At 42.8% G+C, this 16,881-nt stretch carries 18 protein-coding genes; 16 read left to right on the top strand and 2 right to left on the bottom strand.

The genetic code is table 11. The features are described 5' to 3' along the window. Positions 1 to 30 precede the first annotated feature (30 nt). The 11 genes from CW735_RS19385 to CW735_RS19335 all read left to right on the top strand — a co-directional run bounded on the left by CW735_RS19385 (position 31) and on the right by CW735_RS19335 (position 9,284). A complete protein-coding gene (locus tag CW735_RS19385; protein ID WP_071981060.1) occupies positions 31 to 909 on the top strand; it encodes a ParB/RepB/Spo0J family partition protein in 879 nt (292 codons plus the stop codon). 205 nt (positions 910 to 1,114) lie between these two features. Then, positions 1,115 to 1,501: an ATP synthase subunit I gene (locus CW735_RS19380; protein WP_100973329.1), complete on the top strand. Its 387-nt coding sequence runs from the start codon at positions 1,115 to 1,117 to the stop codon at positions 1,499 to 1,501. Positions 1,502 to 1,578: 77 nt separating this feature from the next. Beyond that, on the top strand, positions 1,579 to 2,412 hold the full coding sequence (atpB, locus tag CW735_RS19375) for a F0F1 ATP synthase subunit A (RefSeq protein ID WP_032095246.1): 834 nt from the start codon (positions 1,579 to 1,581) through the stop codon (positions 2,410 to 2,412). Between the two features lie 94 nt (positions 2,413 to 2,506). After that, positions 2,507 to 2,728 carry a F0F1 ATP synthase subunit C gene (gene atpE, locus CW735_RS19370; protein WP_032095247.1) on the top strand — a complete coding sequence of 74 codons (222 nt, stop codon included), beginning with the start codon at positions 2,507 to 2,509 and terminating at the stop codon, positions 2,726 to 2,728. A 45-nt stretch (positions 2,729 to 2,773) separates the two neighbouring features. Next, the gene (atpF, locus tag CW735_RS19365; RefSeq protein ID WP_071981059.1) at positions 2,774 to 3,244 is read left to right on the top strand and encodes a F0F1 ATP synthase subunit B; all 471 of its coding nucleotides are present in this window, start codon (positions 2,774 to 2,776) and stop codon (positions 3,242 to 3,244) included. A 14-nt stretch (positions 3,245 to 3,258) separates the two neighbouring features. After that, positions 3,259 to 3,792 carry a F0F1 ATP synthase subunit delta gene (atpH, locus tag CW735_RS19360; protein WP_071981058.1) on the top strand — a complete coding sequence of 178 codons (534 nt, stop codon included), beginning with the start codon at positions 3,259 to 3,261 and terminating at the stop codon, positions 3,790 to 3,792. 13 nt (positions 3,793 to 3,805) lie between these two features. Continuing rightward, entirely contained in the window at positions 3,806 to 5,347 is a 1,542-nt protein-coding gene (gene atpA, locus CW735_RS19355) for a F0F1 ATP synthase subunit alpha (RefSeq protein ID WP_071981057.1), read from the top strand. Between the two features lie 64 nt (positions 5,348 to 5,411). After that, positions 5,412 to 6,272: a F0F1 ATP synthase subunit gamma gene (atpG, locus tag CW735_RS19350; protein ID WP_071981056.1), complete on the top strand. Its 861-nt coding sequence runs from the start codon at positions 5,412 to 5,414 to the stop codon at positions 6,270 to 6,272. Between the two features lie 33 nt (positions 6,273 to 6,305). Continuing rightward, a complete protein-coding gene (gene atpD / locus CW735_RS19345) occupies positions 6,306 to 7,691 on the top strand; it encodes a F0F1 ATP synthase subunit beta (protein WP_071981055.1) in 1,386 nt (461 codons plus the stop codon). A 60-nt stretch (positions 7,692 to 7,751) separates the two neighbouring features. Continuing rightward, positions 7,752 to 8,165 (top strand): F0F1 ATP synthase subunit epsilon, encoded by a 414-nt coding sequence (locus tag CW735_RS19340; protein ID WP_071981054.1) that lies wholly within the window; start codon positions 7,752 to 7,754, stop codon positions 8,163 to 8,165. Between the two features lie 138 nt (positions 8,166 to 8,303). Continuing rightward, entirely contained in the window at positions 8,304 to 9,284 is a 981-nt protein-coding gene (locus CW735_RS19335) for a hypothetical protein (protein ID WP_071981053.1), read from the top strand. An 86-nt stretch (positions 9,285 to 9,370) separates the two neighbouring features. On the opposite strand, the gene CW735_RS19330 is transcribed toward CW735_RS19335, so the two are convergent. Continuing rightward, positions 9,371 to 9,967 carry a tRNA-uridine aminocarboxypropyltransferase gene (locus CW735_RS19330; RefSeq protein WP_100973125.1) on the bottom strand — a complete coding sequence of 199 codons (597 nt, stop codon included), beginning with the start codon at positions 9,965 to 9,967 and terminating at the stop codon, positions 9,371 to 9,373. A gap of 83 nt (positions 9,968 to 10,050) precedes the next feature. Here CW735_RS19330 and CW735_RS19325 point away from each other — a divergent pair, with 83 nt between their 5' ends. The 3 genes from CW735_RS19325 to CW735_RS19315 all read left to right on the top strand — a co-directional run bounded on the left by CW735_RS19325 (position 10,051) and on the right by CW735_RS19315 (position 12,856). Next, entirely contained in the window at positions 10,051 to 10,392 is a 342-nt protein-coding gene (locus tag CW735_RS19325; RefSeq protein ID WP_071981051.1) for an MGMT family protein, read from the top strand. Positions 10,393 to 10,446: 54 nt separating this feature from the next. Further along, positions 10,447 to 11,655 (top strand): HD-GYP domain-containing protein, encoded by a 1,209-nt coding sequence (locus CW735_RS19320; RefSeq protein ID WP_100973124.1) that lies wholly within the window; start codon positions 10,447 to 10,449, stop codon positions 11,653 to 11,655. Between the two features lie 559 nt (positions 11,656 to 12,214). Further along, positions 12,215 to 12,856, top strand: coding sequence for an OmpA family protein (locus CW735_RS19315; RefSeq protein WP_071981049.1), 642 nt, complete (start codon positions 12,215 to 12,217; stop codon positions 12,854 to 12,856). A gap of 66 nt (positions 12,857 to 12,922) precedes the next feature. Here CW735_RS19315 and CW735_RS19310 read toward each other — a convergent pair whose 3' ends face one another. Then, a complete protein-coding gene (locus CW735_RS19310) occupies positions 12,923 to 13,435 on the bottom strand; it encodes a nuclear transport factor 2 family protein (protein ID WP_232368330.1) in 513 nt (170 codons plus the stop codon). A 150-nt stretch (positions 13,436 to 13,585) separates the two neighbouring features. On the opposite strand from CW735_RS19310, the gene CW735_RS19305 reads away from it, so the two are divergent. Then, entirely contained in the window at positions 13,586 to 15,733 is a 2,148-nt protein-coding gene (locus tag CW735_RS19305; RefSeq protein ID WP_100973123.1) for a TonB-dependent siderophore receptor, read from the top strand. Between the two features lies 1 nt (position 15,734). Further along, positions 15,735 to 16,868 carry a DUF1624 domain-containing protein gene (locus CW735_RS19300; RefSeq protein ID WP_332310093.1) on the top strand — a complete coding sequence of 378 codons (1,134 nt, stop codon included), beginning with the start codon at positions 15,735 to 15,737 and terminating at the stop codon, positions 16,866 to 16,868. Positions 16,869 to 16,881: the final 13 nt, after the last annotated feature.

The raw sequence follows: 16,881 nt of genomic DNA, 5'->3' as shown, positions 1-16,881 counted from the left end.
TACCTATCAGCACATGCCATAGAGGACACTATGTCAGCACGTAAAAGAGGCCTTGGCCGAGGGTTAGACGCGCTTCTTGCTACTAGCCAATCATCGTCTCAAAGAGAACAAGATGCCGCAGAAGTAGTATCAACGAATGGGGAGTTAAGTAAACTTCCCATCGAGTTTTTGGTTCCGGGAAAATATCAGCCTCGTAAAGACATGTCTCCTGATGCATTAGAGGAGCTAGCATCTTCTATTCGCGCACAGGGTATTATTCAACCGATAGTGGTTCGCAAAGTCGACGAGAATCGCTTCGAAATTATTGCCGGAGAGCGACGCTGGCGAGCATCTCAATTAGCTCAGCTTGATGAAGTTCCGTGTTTAATTAAAAATGTACCCGATGAAGCTGCCGTTGCCATTGCACTGATTGAGAATATTCAGCGTGAAGATTTAAACGCAATGGAAGAAGCGCAAGCGCTAGACCGCCTAATGAGTGAGTTTTCGTTAACCCATCAAGAAGTTGCTGAAGCGGTAGGTAAGTCGCGTACTACGGTGACTAACCTACTACGCTTGAATAATCTTAACGACGATGTAAAAACCTTAGTTGAGCATGGCGACATTGAAATGGGTCATGCAAGAGCACTTCTTGCATTAGAGGGAGAGACTCAGTCTGAAACTGCTCAAATTGTTTCAGGAAAAGGATTGACCGTTCGCGATACTGAAAAGCTGGTGAAGAAGCTACTTGAGCCCGCAGAACCTAAGCCAGAGAAGAAAATTGATCCCGATGTTCAAAACCTTATGACGCGACTTTCAGAAAATTTAGGTGCGCAGGTAGATATTAGTCATAATGCGAAAGGCAAAGGAAAATTGACAATAAGCTTCAGTGACTTAGAACAATTAGATGGAATAATATCTAAAATTCAATAGTTTACAATTTTAAATTGGGTTGCGTAAAAGAACATATCCGTTCGATAAGCAGGGTTTCTTAGTAACATCGGACACTCTCCTTTCCGGTTATAGCAATAGGAAATTTTCAGAATAACTTTCAAAAAGCGTTGTACTGTTGAAAATTGTCGGTAAAACAGTATACTTCTGACGCTTTTTGTAAGACGTGAACAAGCAGCGAGATAGCGTGACAAACAAGTTAGCGAAACGAGGGTTGACCCTCGCCAAAAAAGGGCTACTTTTTCAGATTGTCACCGCCGCGATAATTGTTGCTGTTGCCGCGCTAATCGGCGGAGCTATAACGGCTTTATCGGCCGCGACGGGTGCCTTAATCAGCATCTTGCCGAAAATTGTTTTTACCGCATTTGCATTTAGGTATGCCGGAGCGAGTAAAAATGAACTTGTTGCGCGAAGTTTTAGCCAAGGTTCAAAAATGAAATTGGCACTGACAATCGTTTTGTTTGTCATTGCGTTTAGATTTATACACGTTATGCCACTTGTTTTATTTATGGCATTTGTGATTACTACCGTCAGCCATGCGCTGGCGATGTTTCATTACGGTACGAAAGAATAACGACGAAGAATAATATCGACCGACTGAAGCATTAAACCAATTACTAAATTTTTACACTTTACAACTTGGGTTAAACAATGGCATCTGAATACACTACCTCAGAATACATCAAGCACCACTTGACCAATGCCACCATGTGCTCTACTGACAATGGAATCGCTTTTAATAAAGCGTGTTCTGATGCTGGTTTTTGGGCATGGCATGTCGATACACTGGCATGGTCAATCGGACTTGGTTTACTTTTTCTAATTATCTTTAGAAGCGTTGCGTCAAAAGCAACCACTGGCGTACCTGGCAAAATGCAGGCTTTCGTTGAGTTGGTTGTCGAGTTTGTTGATGACAATGTGAAAAGCACCTTCCATGGACGTAGTGCACTTATTGCACCTCTTGCGCTCACTATTTTCGTTTGGGTTTTATTGATGAACCTAATGGATTTAGTCCCTGTTGACCTTATCCCTTGGGTATCTGGTTTAATCGGGCAAGCGGCGTTTGGTATGGATCCTCACGACGTTTATAACAAAGCAGTGCCCACCACTGATTTGAACCTTACCTTTGCGCTAGCAACAGGTGTATTCATCCTAATCTTGTTCTATTCAATCAAGATGAAGGGAATCGGCGGTTTTATGAAAGAGCTTACTATGCAGCCTTTCGGACACCCTGCATTTATCCCTATTAACTTTATTCTTGAGACAGTGACTCTTTTAGCGCGTCCGTTATCACTTGCGCTTCGTTTGTTCGGTAACCTTTATGCCAGTGAGCTTATCTTTATTTTGATAGCCACTATCGGTTACTTCCAGCTTCCACTACATTTCATGTGGGCTGTGTTCCATATTTTGGTACTTCCACTGCAAGCGTTTATTTTCATGATGTTGACCATCGTGTACTTAAGCTTGGCGTGTGAAGAACATTAAGCATTAACGAGCGCTGATTAAACCTGGAAAATTGGCGCCGTTTTTACAGAGTTTTACTTTTAACTTTAAATTTAACTTAAAATCGGAGACGTAAATGTTATACATCGCTGCTGCACTACTGATTGGTCTTGGTGCCCTAGGTACCGCTATTGGTTTCGGTCTACTTGGTGGCAAATTCCTAGAATCTGCTGCTCGTCAACCTGAACTAGCACCTCAACTACAAGTTAAGATGTTCATCGTAGCGGGTCTTATCGATGCCATCGCAATGATCGGTGTTGGTATCGCTCTATACCTATTGTTCGCTGTTGGTGCCTAATTCTTTTAACCACTTTTTTAGCGAACTTTAAGAGGAGGGGCGATTGTGAATTTTAACGCCACTTTTATAGGTCAATTAATCGCCTTCGCTGTGTTCGTGGTGTTCTGCATGAAATACGTGTGGCCACCGCTGATTGCAGCGATTGAAGAGCGTCAGAAGAAAATAGCCGATGGGCTTGAAGCTTCTGAGCGCGCAGAGAAAGACTTAGAGCTTGCTCAAGCGAAAGCTACTGAGCAAATGAAAGACGCGAAAGCGCAAGCAGCTGAAATTATCGAGCAGGCCAAGAAGCGCGCCAACCAACTGGTTGACGAAGAAACGCAGAAAGGCCATGCAGAACGCGAGAAAATTATCGCGTCTGGTTATGCCGAAGTTGAAGCTGAACGCAATCGTGCCAAAGAAGATTTGCGCAAGCAAGTTGCTGCCCTAGCAGTGGCTGGCGCACAGCAAATCTTACAACGTGAAATCGATGCTAACGCACAAAACGACATTGTTGAAAAACTTGTCGCTGAGCTTTAAGGAGAAGATGAGCCATGTCTGAATTGACAACCGTCGCTCGTCCTTACGCTAAAGCCGCTTTCGATTTTGCCGTCGAGAAAAACGCTGTTGCAAAATGGCAAGAAATGCTCACCTTCGCAGGTGCAGTTGCTGACAACGAAGAAATGCATGAGTTATTAACTGGTGCCGTTGCAGCAGACACATTGTCGGACATTTTTGTCAATGTCTGCGGTGAGCAACTCGATGAACACGGCCAAAACTTAGTAAAAGTGTTGGCTGAGAATAAACGTTTAGCCGCGTTGCCTGAAATATCTACGTTGTTTGATGCTTTTAAAGCGGACTATGACAAAGAGATAGAAGTTGACGTAACGTCAGCCTCGGCGCTGACCGACGCACAACAATCTGATCTGATTGCGTCGTTGGAAAAACGTTTGGCACGTAAAGTGAAGCTTAATTGTAACGTGGACCCTGCCCTGATCGCTGGAATGGTAATAAATGCCGGTGATACAGTTATTGATGGTTCCGTAAAGTCGAAATTGAACCGTCTAGCAGACGCGTTGCAAGCATAACGGGGATAAGAGCATGCAACTTAATTCCACTGAAATTGCTGAACTGATCAAGAAAAGAATTGAACAGTTCAATGTAAGCAGTGAAGCACGCAATGAAGGTACTATCGTCGCAGTAACCGACGGTATTATTCGTATTCATGGCCTTGCTGATGTAATGCAAGGTGAGATGATCGAGCTTCCTGGAAGCCGCTACGCAATGGCACTTAACCTTGAGCGAGACTCAGTAGGTGCAGTTGTTATGGGTCCTTATGCGGACCTTAAAGAAGGCGATAAAGTACAATCTTCGGGTCGTATTCTTGAAGTACCAGTTGGTTATTCATTACTAGGTCGTGTTGTTAACACGCTTGGTGAGCCAATTGATGGAAAAGGTGCTATTGACGCTGCTGGTTTTGAACCAGTTGAAAAGATTGCACCAGGCGTAATCGACCGTCAACCAGTAGACCAGCCAATTCAAACAGGTTACAAATCTGTTGATGCAATGGTACCAGTAGGTCGTGGTCAGCGTGAGTTGATCATCGGTGACCGTCAGTGCGGTAAAACTGCAATGGCAATCGATGCAATCATCAATCAAAAAGGTACAGGCGTTAAATGTGTGTACGTAGCGATTGGTCAAAAAGCATCTACGATTGCAAACGTTGTACGCAAACTAGAGGAACACGGAGCGTTAGAGCACACAATTATTGTTGCTGCTTCTGCCTCTGAATCTGCTGCGCTTCAATACCTAGCGCCGTACTCTGGTTGTACAATGGGTGAGTTTTTCCGTGACCACGGTGAAGATGCATTAATCGTATACGATGATTTGTCTAAGCAAGCTGTTGCGTATCGTCAAATCTCGTTGCTACTTAAGCGTCCACCAGGTCGTGAAGCCTATCCAGGTGATGTTTTCTACCTTCACTCGCGCTTACTAGAGCGTGCTGCACGTGTTAACGATCAGTACGTAGAGCGTTTCACCAAAGGTGAAGTGAAAGGTAAAACTGGTTCACTTACTGCGCTTCCAATTATTGAAACGCAAGCTGGTGACGTATCTGCATTCGTACCTACTAACGTAATCTCGATTACTGATGGTCAGATCTTCCTAGAAACTGACTTATTTAACTCGGGTATCCGTCCAGCCGTTAACGCGGGTGTATCGGTATCACGTGTTGGTGGTGCTGCACAGACTAAAATCATCAAGAAACTAGGCGGTGGTATTCGTCTAGCACTAGCTCAGTATCGTGAACTTGCGGCGTTCTCGCAGTTTGCATCTGATCTTGATGACGCGACTCGTGAGCAACTTGAGCACGGTGAGCGCGTAACAGAACTGATGAAGCAAAAGCAGTATGCTCCACTTTCAATTGCTGATATGGGTGCATCTCTGTTCGCGGTAGAAAAAGGGTTTTTAAAAGGTGTTGAGCTAGACAAAATCTTGGATTTTGAAGCATCTCTTCACTCATATTTGAACAGCGAACACGCTGACCTTATGAAGACTATCAACGAAACAGGTAACTACAACGACGAGATTGCTTCTAAGTTGAATGACGCTTTAACAAGTTTTAAAGCGACGCAAACTTGGTAATCAATGCAGCCGGTAGCGTTTAGCGACAATACCGGCAACACGTTGAGTAATCGGAGAGATAGTCATGGCCAGCGGTAAAGAGATAAAAGGTAAGATTGGGAGTATTAAGAATACTCAAAAAATTACCAGTGCGATGGAAATGGTTGCTGCGTCTAAAATGAAAAAGGCGCAGGAACGTATGGCTACCGGCCGTCCATACGCACAAAACATGCTAAAAGTGATTGGTCACATTGCTAACGGTAATCTTGAATATCGCCATCCTTATTTGGAAGAGCGTGAAATCAAGCGTGTTGGTTATATTGTGGTTTCCACTGACCGAGGCTTATGTGGTGGTTTAAACACCAACGAATTTAAGCTTGTCGCTCAGAACGTTAAACAATGGCGTGATCAGGGTGTTGAAGTAGATTTCGCTGCATTAGGTGCTAAGGCTTGTAGTTTCTTCAACCGTTTTGGTGGCAGTTTACTTGCTGCTGAATCAGGATTGGGTGATAAGCCTTCTGTGAGTGATGTAGTGGGTGTTGTTCGCGTTATGTTAAAAGCATACGACGAGGGTAAATTAGACCGAGTTTTCTTGGTTTATAATGACTTCGTTAACACCATGACACAGAAACCTGTGAGCAATCAGTTATTGCCTTTGCCAAAGTCACAAGACGAAGAATATCAACATCGTTGGGACTACATCTACGAGCCGGATCCAAAAGAAATTTTGGAATCATTGATGGTTCGTTACATTGAGTCTCAGGTGTACCAGGGTGTTGTAGAAAATGCAGCGTCAGAACAAGCTGCGCGAATGGTTGCCATGAAGGCAGCAACCGACAATGCCGGCGATCTTATTGATGATCTGCAACTGGTATATAACAAAGCGCGTCAGGCTGCAATCACACAAGAAATTAGTGAGATTGTGAGCGGTGCCGCAGCGGTGTAGGCAAAGGTTTAAAAGAGATAACGAGGACAAATTATGAGTCAAGGTAAGGTCGTCCAAATCATTGGCGCCGTTGTGGATATTGAATTTCCACAAGACGCGGTTCCAAGAGTTTATGACGCACTACGAGTTACCGAAGGTGACTTATCAGGGTTAACCCTGGAAGTGCAACAGCAGTTAGGTGGCGGTGTTGTTCGTGGCATCGCACTTGGTACAACTGATGGACTACGTCGTGGTCTTTCAGTAGAAAACACAGGTGGCCCAATTATGGTTCCAGTGGGTACGGCTACATTAGGTCGTATCATGGACGTGTTGGGTAACCCAATCGACGAAGCGGGCCCTATTGGTGAAGAAGAGCGTATGTCTATTCACCGTGAAGCGCCTAGCTACGAAGATCAATCTAGCTCAGTAGAAATACTTGAGACTGGTATCAAAGTAATCGACTTAGTTTGCCCATTCGCTAAAGGTGGTAAAGTTGGTTTGTTCGGTGGTGCCGGTGTTGGTAAAACCGTTAACATGATGGAGCTTATCCGTAACATCGCAATCGAGCACAGTGGTTTCTCTGTATTCGCCGGTGTTGGTGAGCGTACTCGTGAAGGTAACGATTTCTATCATGAAATGAACGACTCTAACGTACTTGATAAAGTATCGTTGGTTTACGGTCAGATGAACGAGCCTCCAGGTAACCGTCTTCGCGTAGCACTTACTGGTCTAACTATGGCCGAGAAGTTCCGTGATGAAGGTCGTGACGTACTGTTCTTCGTAGATAACATCTATCGTTACACACTAGCAGGTACTGAGGTATCAGCACTTCTAGGTCGTATGCCTTCTGCGGTAGGTTATCAGCCTACACTAGCGGAAGAGATGGGTGTTCTTCAAGAGCGTATTACATCAACGAAGACAGGTTCAATCACTTCAATCCAAGCGGTATATGTACCTGCGGATGACTTGACTGACCCCTCTCCTGCAACAACCTTTGCTCACTTAGATGCAACCGTTGTACTTTCTCGTGATATCGCGTCTCTTGGTATCTACCCTGCGGTAGACCCACTAGATTCAACATCTCGCCAGCTTGATCCACTTGTTATTGGTCAAGAGCACTATGATGTTGCACGTGGTGTACAGACTGTACTTCAGCGCTACAAAGAGTTGAAAGACATTATTGCTATTCTGGGTATGGACGAACTATCTGAGGAAGACAAGCTAGTGGTATCACGAGCTCGTAAGATTCAGCGTTTCCTATCTCAGCCGTTCTTCGTAGCTGAAGTATTTACAGGTTCTCCAGGTAAGTATGTATCTCTTAAAGACACTATCAGTGGATTTAAAGGTATCTTGGATGGTGAGTATGACGATCTTCCAGAGCAAGCATTCTACATGGTTGGCTCTATCGAAGAAGCGCGAGAGAAAGCCAATAAAGCATAATTAAGCGGCCGGCAAACGCTGGCCCTTAGTAATGTTAACGTACCTAATCAGGAGGTTCACATGGCAATGACAGTACATTTGGACGTAGTAAGTGCAGAAAAAGAAATATTTTCTGGTCTTGTAGAAACGATTCAAGTGACAGGTAGCGAAGGTGAATTGGGTATCCACCCAGGACATGCGCCGCTTATCTCTGCTATTAAACCTGGTATGGTGCGTTTGGTTAAACAGTTCGGTGAAGAAGAAGTAATCTATGTTGCTGGTGGTGTACTAGAAGTACAGCCTGGCAATGTCACCGTACTGGCTGATACCGCGGTTCGAGCCGAAGATCTTGACGAGCAGGCAGCAGAAGAAGCCAAACGACGTGCAGAAGAGCACATCGCCAACCCAGGCGCTGACTTCGATTATGCAGAGGCAGCTCACCAGCTAGCTGAAGCAATCGCGCAACTTCGTCTTATTCAGAAGTTACGCAAATAAGCGAGCAGTTATTATTAAAAAACCCGCCGTTTGGCGGGTTTTTTGTTGCCTATTCCCTTACACTGTCGTTATTTTGTAGGCTATACCATGCGTTCATATTTTTAGCCTAAAGCTTAACATTTCAGATAATGTCTTAAAATGAAATTCAATTTACCCTTTAAAAACGAAAACAATTCCTACGTAGGATTAACGCCGTTTTTAACTACAGTCCTTCTGCTATTAATACATTTTTCTACGGGGGCTTTGGATTGGCCTGAAAAGGGAGATATTCGAGCGCAAAGAGACTTTAATTCCGCGATAGGAATGTCGGTAATAACAGGCTATTTTTGGTTTGCTATGCGCTTGATGCATCAGAATGTGGCAAACACACTAACTTATGTTTTGCTGAAGTCTAATCAGCTTAATGAATTTGGCGCACATCGCAAAAACTTAGCATTACAATTAAATCGACAAATATTTAATGCGATGATTATTTCGATCATCATTACCATTGCCTATTGTATCTCGGAAGGACTGATCTCTACACAACAGGAAGTACATGTGCTGCTGCTGACTGCGACAGCAGTTCCATTTTGGTTTATTGCTTTTTTGTTTATCTTTCAAATATATTCTACAACTGCTTATCTTACTAACCAAGTGCTAACAAAAACAGACTTTGGTTACGATAGATTACGTTCCATAGTCACTATCCTGCGGCATAGTATAAGCAATAGCATTTTCGCTATGGGAGCGTTAGCAATATTTCCTGTGTTTTGGCTCAAGAAAGAGATACCAAGCTTAGATGTATTGGGCGTCACCTTCTTTACAGGTTTCATTTCTTTGTATTTGTTCTTCCCAGTTATAAAGCTCAATAAAAAGTTGAAAGAAGAAAAGTGTAAAACCTTGGAAGATATTGAGTCTGAAATAAACTCGGATATAAGGCGTTATGCTAAAAATGACAAACAAGTAACGGGAGCGTCTATTGAAGCGCTAGAAAGTGAAAGAGAAGAAATACTTAAATTAACCTATACGCTCTCTTCAAAAGATAAAGTGAGAGTTGCTGCCTGTATCGCTATTATCCCAGTATCTTGGTTGGTTTTATTTGTCACCGAGTGGATGATTGAGCTTATAAATCGCTAAGCTCTTAAAGCCGTTCAAACACTAAATTGCCTTTTCCCGCGTTTATTCTCGTATATGCATGCTCTATAGGATCAGTGACTACGTTTTCAATATTTCCGACGATGAGATAAAGGCCCTTGCCATTGCTGCTGCAAAGCATTTTGTGCGTTATACAGAGCGCTAACGTTTGTCCCGAGTACATTCGACAGTGCATATGCTACCGCTTCTAAGGTTGAAAGCGCATTATTGATTGTAGTGTGACGAATAGCATAGTTCGACTGAGGTGCATGCCTAAAATGATAACTGGGAAGGGTTTTAAGCCAGTTATTTTGTTGAATAACACCATATGCCTGTTTCCAGCTACCATCAATGAACACGAGGTTGTGTAAACCCTGAATGGGAGTTGCTAACCCTCCCTCTAAAGGTTCGCTGACATCATTTGGGTAAATAAGAGCTGAATTCGTTGGAAGGCAGTTTTCACGCAGGGTGTTAATGGCCTTTTCATCAGTGGTGCTAATGAGAGTGGCATTTGGTATACACAATGCAACAAGGCGGGCCGTGTTCTTTGCATGATCTTTTTCTTTTGGATGTTGCAATATCACAATATCTACGGGCACTAAAATTTCATCTATTGCACTACAAAGGCATGTTGATGTTGGATAATGGCAGATAGCACAGTATGGCCGGGTATTGTGTATGGGCATAAAGTTTATATGTTTTAAAAAAAGATATTTCACGCCAACAGACTACACTGAAATAAGCGCGGTTGAGACTCACTTATAATATTATGGCAGATATAAATACTGTAAAATATAGGCTAGCAAAAACGCTGGCGTTAGTTCCAGAGGGTAATGTTGTTAGCTATGGTCAACTGGCAGACTTATGCGGCTTTCCAGGCCGAGCCAGGATGGTTGGAAAGTGCCTCAAAATACTTGGGGACACGCACAACTGGCATCGAGTAGTAAGAGCTGACGGTAAAATAGCGTTTCCAAAAACATCGGAGCAAGGCATAGAGCAAATAGCACGTCTTCGAAACGAGGGTGTGGCTATAAAAAGTGAACGCGTACGAATTAAAGATGTAGGCTGGCAGCCTGACTTGTATATCATACTTCGCGAATTAAAATATTAGTGACACTAGAGCTTTATACAACATTACCAATACCACAAGAGCAGTACATAACGAATGTTAAAACGAATTAGTATTGATGCACTGAAACCAGGCATGTTTGTTCATAAAATACTCGAGCAAAAAGGTGCATTGGAGATAAAAAACCAAGGTAAAGTGACGTCACAAAAAGTGATAGACCTGTTGAAAAAACAGGGCGTAAAAGTCCTTGCTATTGATACTGATAAAGCATTTGAACCTGCAGGTGCTAGCGATGGAAAAATACTAAGCGAATCCGATAGGTCTGAAAAAGTAACGGCTAAAAAGAAGCCGAAAACGGTGAAGGTATCCCTTGAGAGTGAGTTAACAAAAGCGACTAAGCTGCACGCTCAGGGCAAAGAAATACAAAAGCTGCTTCTCGATAATGTAAAAAAAGAGACGCCTTTTGATGCCAGTATTCCCAAAGAGTTTTCCAATAAGCTTGTTGCGTCTGTTGACCGCAACCCAGACGCTTTGCTGTGCCTAACTAAAATTAGAGAGAAAGACGATTACTTGCTAGAACACTCCCTTAACGTGGCTATATTATTAGCTAACTTTGCCACGTTTTTAGGCCTGCCTGAGGAGAAAGTTCAGGAGCTATCGTACACTGGCTTTCTTCACGATTTAGGCAAAATTAATATTCCTGATGAAATTCTTCATAAGCCCGGACGACTTACAGATCCCGAAATGGAAATTATGAAGAGCCACGTAAAGCATGGCGTTGATTATCTGCTAAATACTGACGTTGCAAAGCCGCTTATTCAGGCTATTAGCGAACACCACGAGCGCTTAGACGGATTAGGGTATCCAGCAGGGAAAAAAGGCGATGAGATAAGCACAGAAGGTCGCATGCTTGCTATTGCGGATATGTATGACGCACTAACTGCAGATCGTGTGTATAAAGCAGGCATGTCTAGCCAGAAAGCGTTTTCTATATTGATGAATGAAGCGCCTACCCGTCTAGATGTCGTTTTGGTTCAGCAATTTATAAAATGTTTAGGTGTTTATCCTGTTGGTAGCCTAGTGTTGCTGTCAAATGAGAGATTGGCAATGGTGCTTAAACAAAACAATTCACCATTCTCACCCATAGTAAAAGTATTCTACTCAGTGAAAGGTAATCACTACTTAACGCCAAAAGATATCGACTTATCGGGCGATAAAGCTCTTAAAATTGATAAGGCGGTTATTGCTTCAGATTACGGTATAGATGTTCACGCCTTTTTTGAGCGTTCTGTTTCAATAGGCTAAAACCTCTTTATTCTCTTAAACTGTCCTTTTAATTTACGTTTTACATTTACGCCTAAATACCTAGTTCTTTTTATTTGAGATACTTTGAGCAAAGGATCTTGGCAAATAACCTTAGCAAATAGCCTTGTCACTTATTGAAGACAGTCGGTAGCAAATCTGTATAAAAAGAGCGTGTAGAGATTACAAATCTCTCTATAGGAAAAGCGCTATTTCCAAAACTTAGCAGCGTCATTTCTTTGGTTAATACTGTGTTCAGCTTAAACCAATTATTCTGTGCCTAACCCTTTAAACCAATACGTTGAATAGAAAATTGAAGAGAGGTTCAGCGGAAGGCTAAACTGGATATTCCTTAAACTGAGCGTTATGGAACATTTATTGCTCGACTACAGTTGATATGTTTATTACTGATTAGATAAAAAATGACGTGATTGAGTTTTAAGTTGAATCGTCACTATTTTATCAAAAGAAATTTAGCCTAGAATATAGGTAATTTATTGGCACTTGTTGTTTGTACCTCATAAAGGTAAAGGCAGGTGTTTAAAGCAAAGAAGAGGACGCTATGAAAAAAACACTAGCTGTAAGTTTAATCGCTGCATCACTTACTGTGGCAGGCTGTGCGAATAACCCAAACAATACACAAAAGGGTGCTGCAATAGGCGCTGTTTTAGGAGCAGTACTAGGTAAAGCAACTGGCGATCATGACAAAAGTCGCTACGCTTGGGGTGCAGCGGTAGGTGCAATTGCTGGTGGCGCGATTGGTGGCTACATGGATAAGCAAGAAGAAGCGCTTCGCAGCGAGTTATCTGATACCGGCGTGCAAGTGGTTCGAGAAGGCGATAACCTTCGTCTTATCATGCCTGGCGACATCACATTTGCTACGGATAGTGCGAGTATTAGTCCAAACTTTAATCCAGTTTTGCAAGATGTTGCCAAAGTAATTAATAACTACGAAAAAACCGTCCTTATGATTAAAGGCCATACCGACGATGTTGGCGCTGAGCAATATAATCAAACACTGTCTGAACGAAGAGCCAGTGCGGTGAAAAATCAGCTTATTAACTTTTCTGTGAATTCAACTCGCATTACTACCGTAGGCATGGGCGAGTATTCACCAAAGGTACCTAATAATAGCGCTGCTAACCGTTCTATGAATCGTCGCGTGGAGATGGAAATTCAACCATTAACGTCGTCTAACACCTAAAGAAGAGCGCTAGTTGTTAAAAAGAACTCTTTAATTGAGCCCTAAAATAGAGTCGCTACGGCGGCTCTATTTTTTTGTGTGATGTTTTTTAATCTGCTCAGCGATATCTGTGGCTAAATTATTTGGGATTGGAATCGTAAGGTGGTACTGACTAATTTTCCACTGATTGTCTGTTTTGATGAGTACTCCCGTCCCTCTCGTTTCACCTAGTTTTTTATTATCTAATAGCTCATCAAACCAAGCCACTTGGTGATCAGGAGAAAAATAGATGTGTCTGTCTCTAGGTAAATATGTCCAGCCGGTACCTTTGTCAAAATGCGGTTTCGCGTAGGCTTTAAATTCGCTAATGCTCCATACTTCGTCGGCGTCTGTACCAATAAAAACAGCATCTGGCGCATATAAATTAAAATATTCAGTGAAGTTTGCTTGAGATGCTTGCGAATGCAATTTGTCTAACACACCCGACACCTGCTCGATATCGCTCTCAGCACGACTTGTTGTTAAGAAGGTCAACAGAGCCGTTGCAAGAAAAACTTGCAGCAAAGTTTTCATTTTCAGTTGAAGCTTATCTTTGGACATATTACCACCGCATTAGATTACCGTTGTCACAGCATAGCGCTATAAACACAGAACCTGAACCATTCAAGCAATATTGCTTTATCTTCATTTTGTTATGTTATAACATTTTTAAATTTGGTTTAATTCAAAATTGTGCTTTAAGGTTTTTCCGTGAAAAAACAATCTACATTCCGCGTGTCGCTATTCGTATTAGTATCTGTATTGTCGCTCTCTCTTATAAGCTCAAATGCCCTAGCCGACGCTAAAAACGAGGATGATATTTCATATACTAATGGGAAAGATTCCGACAATGTTGAAAAAATTGATATTACCTATCGACAGCTTTTTAGGGGCAATGTAAAGCCTTTCGAGCTGCCGCAAGCCATAACAACAATTACCGGTGATGACGCTAAAAAGCTAGGGATGACGCGATTACAGGATGCACTGACACTAGACGCAAGCCTTACAAAGCAAAACAACAGCGGTGGATTTTGGGATAGCTTTGCCATTCGCGGTTTTGCAGGCAATGAAAATATGCCGGCTGGCTTCATGGTGAATGGGTTTAGCGGAGGAAGAGGCTTCAGCGGGACCTTTGATATGTCTAACGTGGAGTCCATAGAAGTCATCAAGGGGCCAGGTTCGGCGCTTTACGGACGCTCTGATCCAGGTGGTGTCGTTAATATAATTACTAAAAAGCCTCAATATTATGAATCGGGTAGCATTTCTGCGATTTACGGTAGCTTTGCTAATCAGCGAATAGAGGCAGACTATACTCAGGGTATAAACGATATTCTGGCTGTTCGAATAAACGGTGCTTTCGAAGACAACAACAGCTATCGCGATACGGTTACTCGTCGAAAAACGGTGTTATCCCCTTCCTTTAATATTGATTTAGGTGACGCAGAGTCTCTGCTGTACGAAATGCAGTTTTTTAAACAGGCTCAACGATTTGATCGTGGCATTGCGATACTTAACGATAATTTCGATGATATAGATACCAGTCTTTACTTAGGTGAACCCAATGACGGGCCAACAACAATTTATGCGCTCAGCCACCAGCTCACTTATGATAAACAACTTAACAGCCAATGGGCATTACTTGCTGGGCTAAGCTATCGAGATACGCGAATGGATGGCTTTTCCTCAGACGCTGAACTGTCAAGGGCGAGACAGTCTGTTTACGACGATGGTGAAACGCTGACAAGGCAGCGCAGAAAGCGGGATTATGACTCTTCTGATAGTGCTTTACGTGTTGAGTTAAGTGGAGATACCCAATTCGCTGGTTTATCACATAACATACTTGTTGGCATTGATGCCTATGAATATGACCTAAGTACTGCGTTATTCCGCTACCGCGGTGGAAAAGGCACCTATACGCTTAATATCAATAATCCCGTATATGGGCAGCAACAACCTGACGTAGCACTTCTTTACCAAAATATTGAAGAGCAGCGAGGCGTTGGACTGTACGTTCAAGATACGATCGCAGTTGCTAATAATATCGATATTTTACTTGGTGCCCGCGCAGACTATATAGACCAGGATATTTTCGAGGTAAATCAACAAACAACTAATCGTAATACTGAAACTCGCCTTAGCCCCCGCTTAGGACTTATCTATAAGGTTAGCGACAATATAAATGTATATACCAGTTATTCCGAAGGCTTTTTGTCGCTTAGTGGCACAGATGCGAACGGTGAACCGTTTGGATTTGAAGAAAGCAGTTCAGTGGAAATAGGCTCAAAATTCTCGTTTAATAATATCGTGGGTTCTGTTGCCGCTTTTCGGGGAAGAAAGTCTAATATATTGGTTGCCGACCCTGTAAATGTTGGGTTTTCTGCTCCCTTAGGAGAAGCCGTGAGCAAGGGCGTTGAAATAGAATTCAATGCTCAAATCAGAGATAATATGTCGCTGTTCGTTTCCGCCGCGAAGACGCAAGCTGAGACCGAAAACACAGTTGTTAATGCTGACTGGGGCGTAGAAATACCGCAGGGCAGCCCATTGGTTAATGTGCCCGAATACACACTGTCTACTGTGCTAACCTACTTTACTAAAATAGCAGGCATGGACTCGCAAATTGGAAGCTCTTATCAATATGTACATGAACAGCTTGGAGATGCTGCAGATTTATCTTTTCAACTTCCCTCTTATCAGCTTGCAGGGCTATTTGCGACTTTAGCTTTCACCGACTCGTTGAATTTACAACTTAACGTAGACAACTTGTTTGATGAAACTTATATCGAAAGTAGTTATCACCGTTTGTGGTCTTACCCTGGTGCGCCTAGAACAATAAATATGCGGGTCGATTATGCATTCTAATGTGAAACGCGAACGCATTCGCAGCATAGATATGATGCGCGGTTTAGTTATGATTATCATGTTAATTGACCACGTGCGGGAGCGATTCTTTTTACACATGCAGGTGTCCGATCCTATGGACATTGAGACTACGTCGCCGGCGCTATTTTTTAGCCGTTTGCTAGCTCATTATTGCGCGCCTGTATTTGTGTTTCTTACCGGCCTTTCTGCATGGCTTTATGCCAACCCGGTAAACAAACCTAAAAGAGATGTAAGGTTATTTCTTTTTAAGCGGGGACTTTTTATTCTGTTTTTAGAAGTCACCTTTATTACTTACAGCTGGTTGGGAAGCTTTGATGTAATTTACCTTCAAGTTATGTGGGCGATTGGCGTGAGTATGCTTGCTCTCGCGTTGCTAAGTGGCCTTCCGCGCAATGCCCTTCTCGCTATTGGTTTAATCATAGTATTTGGGCACAATGCGCTTACGCCTATCAATTATGTTTCACATGAAACAGGTTATACCCTTTGGAGTATGCTTCATGACAGGGGGTACATTGTACAGAGTGACCTTTTGAGTGTGAAAGTGAGCCACCCCGTACTACCTTGGATTGGTGTGATTTTATGCGGCTTTGCATGCGGGCCGTTATATGGTGTAAATAAAAATAAGGCTTTACGGGGCAGTTGGCTGCTCGGTCTAGCCGGTGTCACCGCATTTTTATTCGTCTTTCTAAGAGGGTTCAATATTTACGGAGAGACCCTGCCTTGGTCGATGCAAGACACCGCTATTTTGTCAGCAATGTCTTTATTCAATGTGACTAAATACCCTCCGTCACTCGCGTTTTTGCTATTTACACTGTCAGGAATGTTCCTGCTTCTTTTTGTTTTTGAGAGAGTAAACGCTAGACGAATGACCATCCTAGATACTTTTGGCTCAGTTCCTATGTTTTTTTACGTCCTTCACCTCTATATATTACTCGTGCTATACACAGTAGCCGTGAGTATTTGGGGAACAAATAAAGGTGTCTACTTTGGCGTAAATGAGATGTGGCAAATCTGGCTGATTACAGGTGTGCTTACCATCACTCTCTATTATCCCGTGCGATGGTTTAGCCATTTCAAAGCGCAGCATAACTACTGGTGGCTTAAGTATATGTAGCCTTGGTTTACTC

It is taken from the genome of Alteromonas sp. MB-3u-76 (genome assembly GCF_002831605.1).
In the GTDB taxonomy this organism is placed as follows: Bacteria; Pseudomonadota; Gammaproteobacteria; order Enterobacterales; family Alteromonadaceae; genus Alteromonas; species Alteromonas hispanica.
This window is presented reverse-complemented; position numbering and strand designations above follow the sequence as displayed.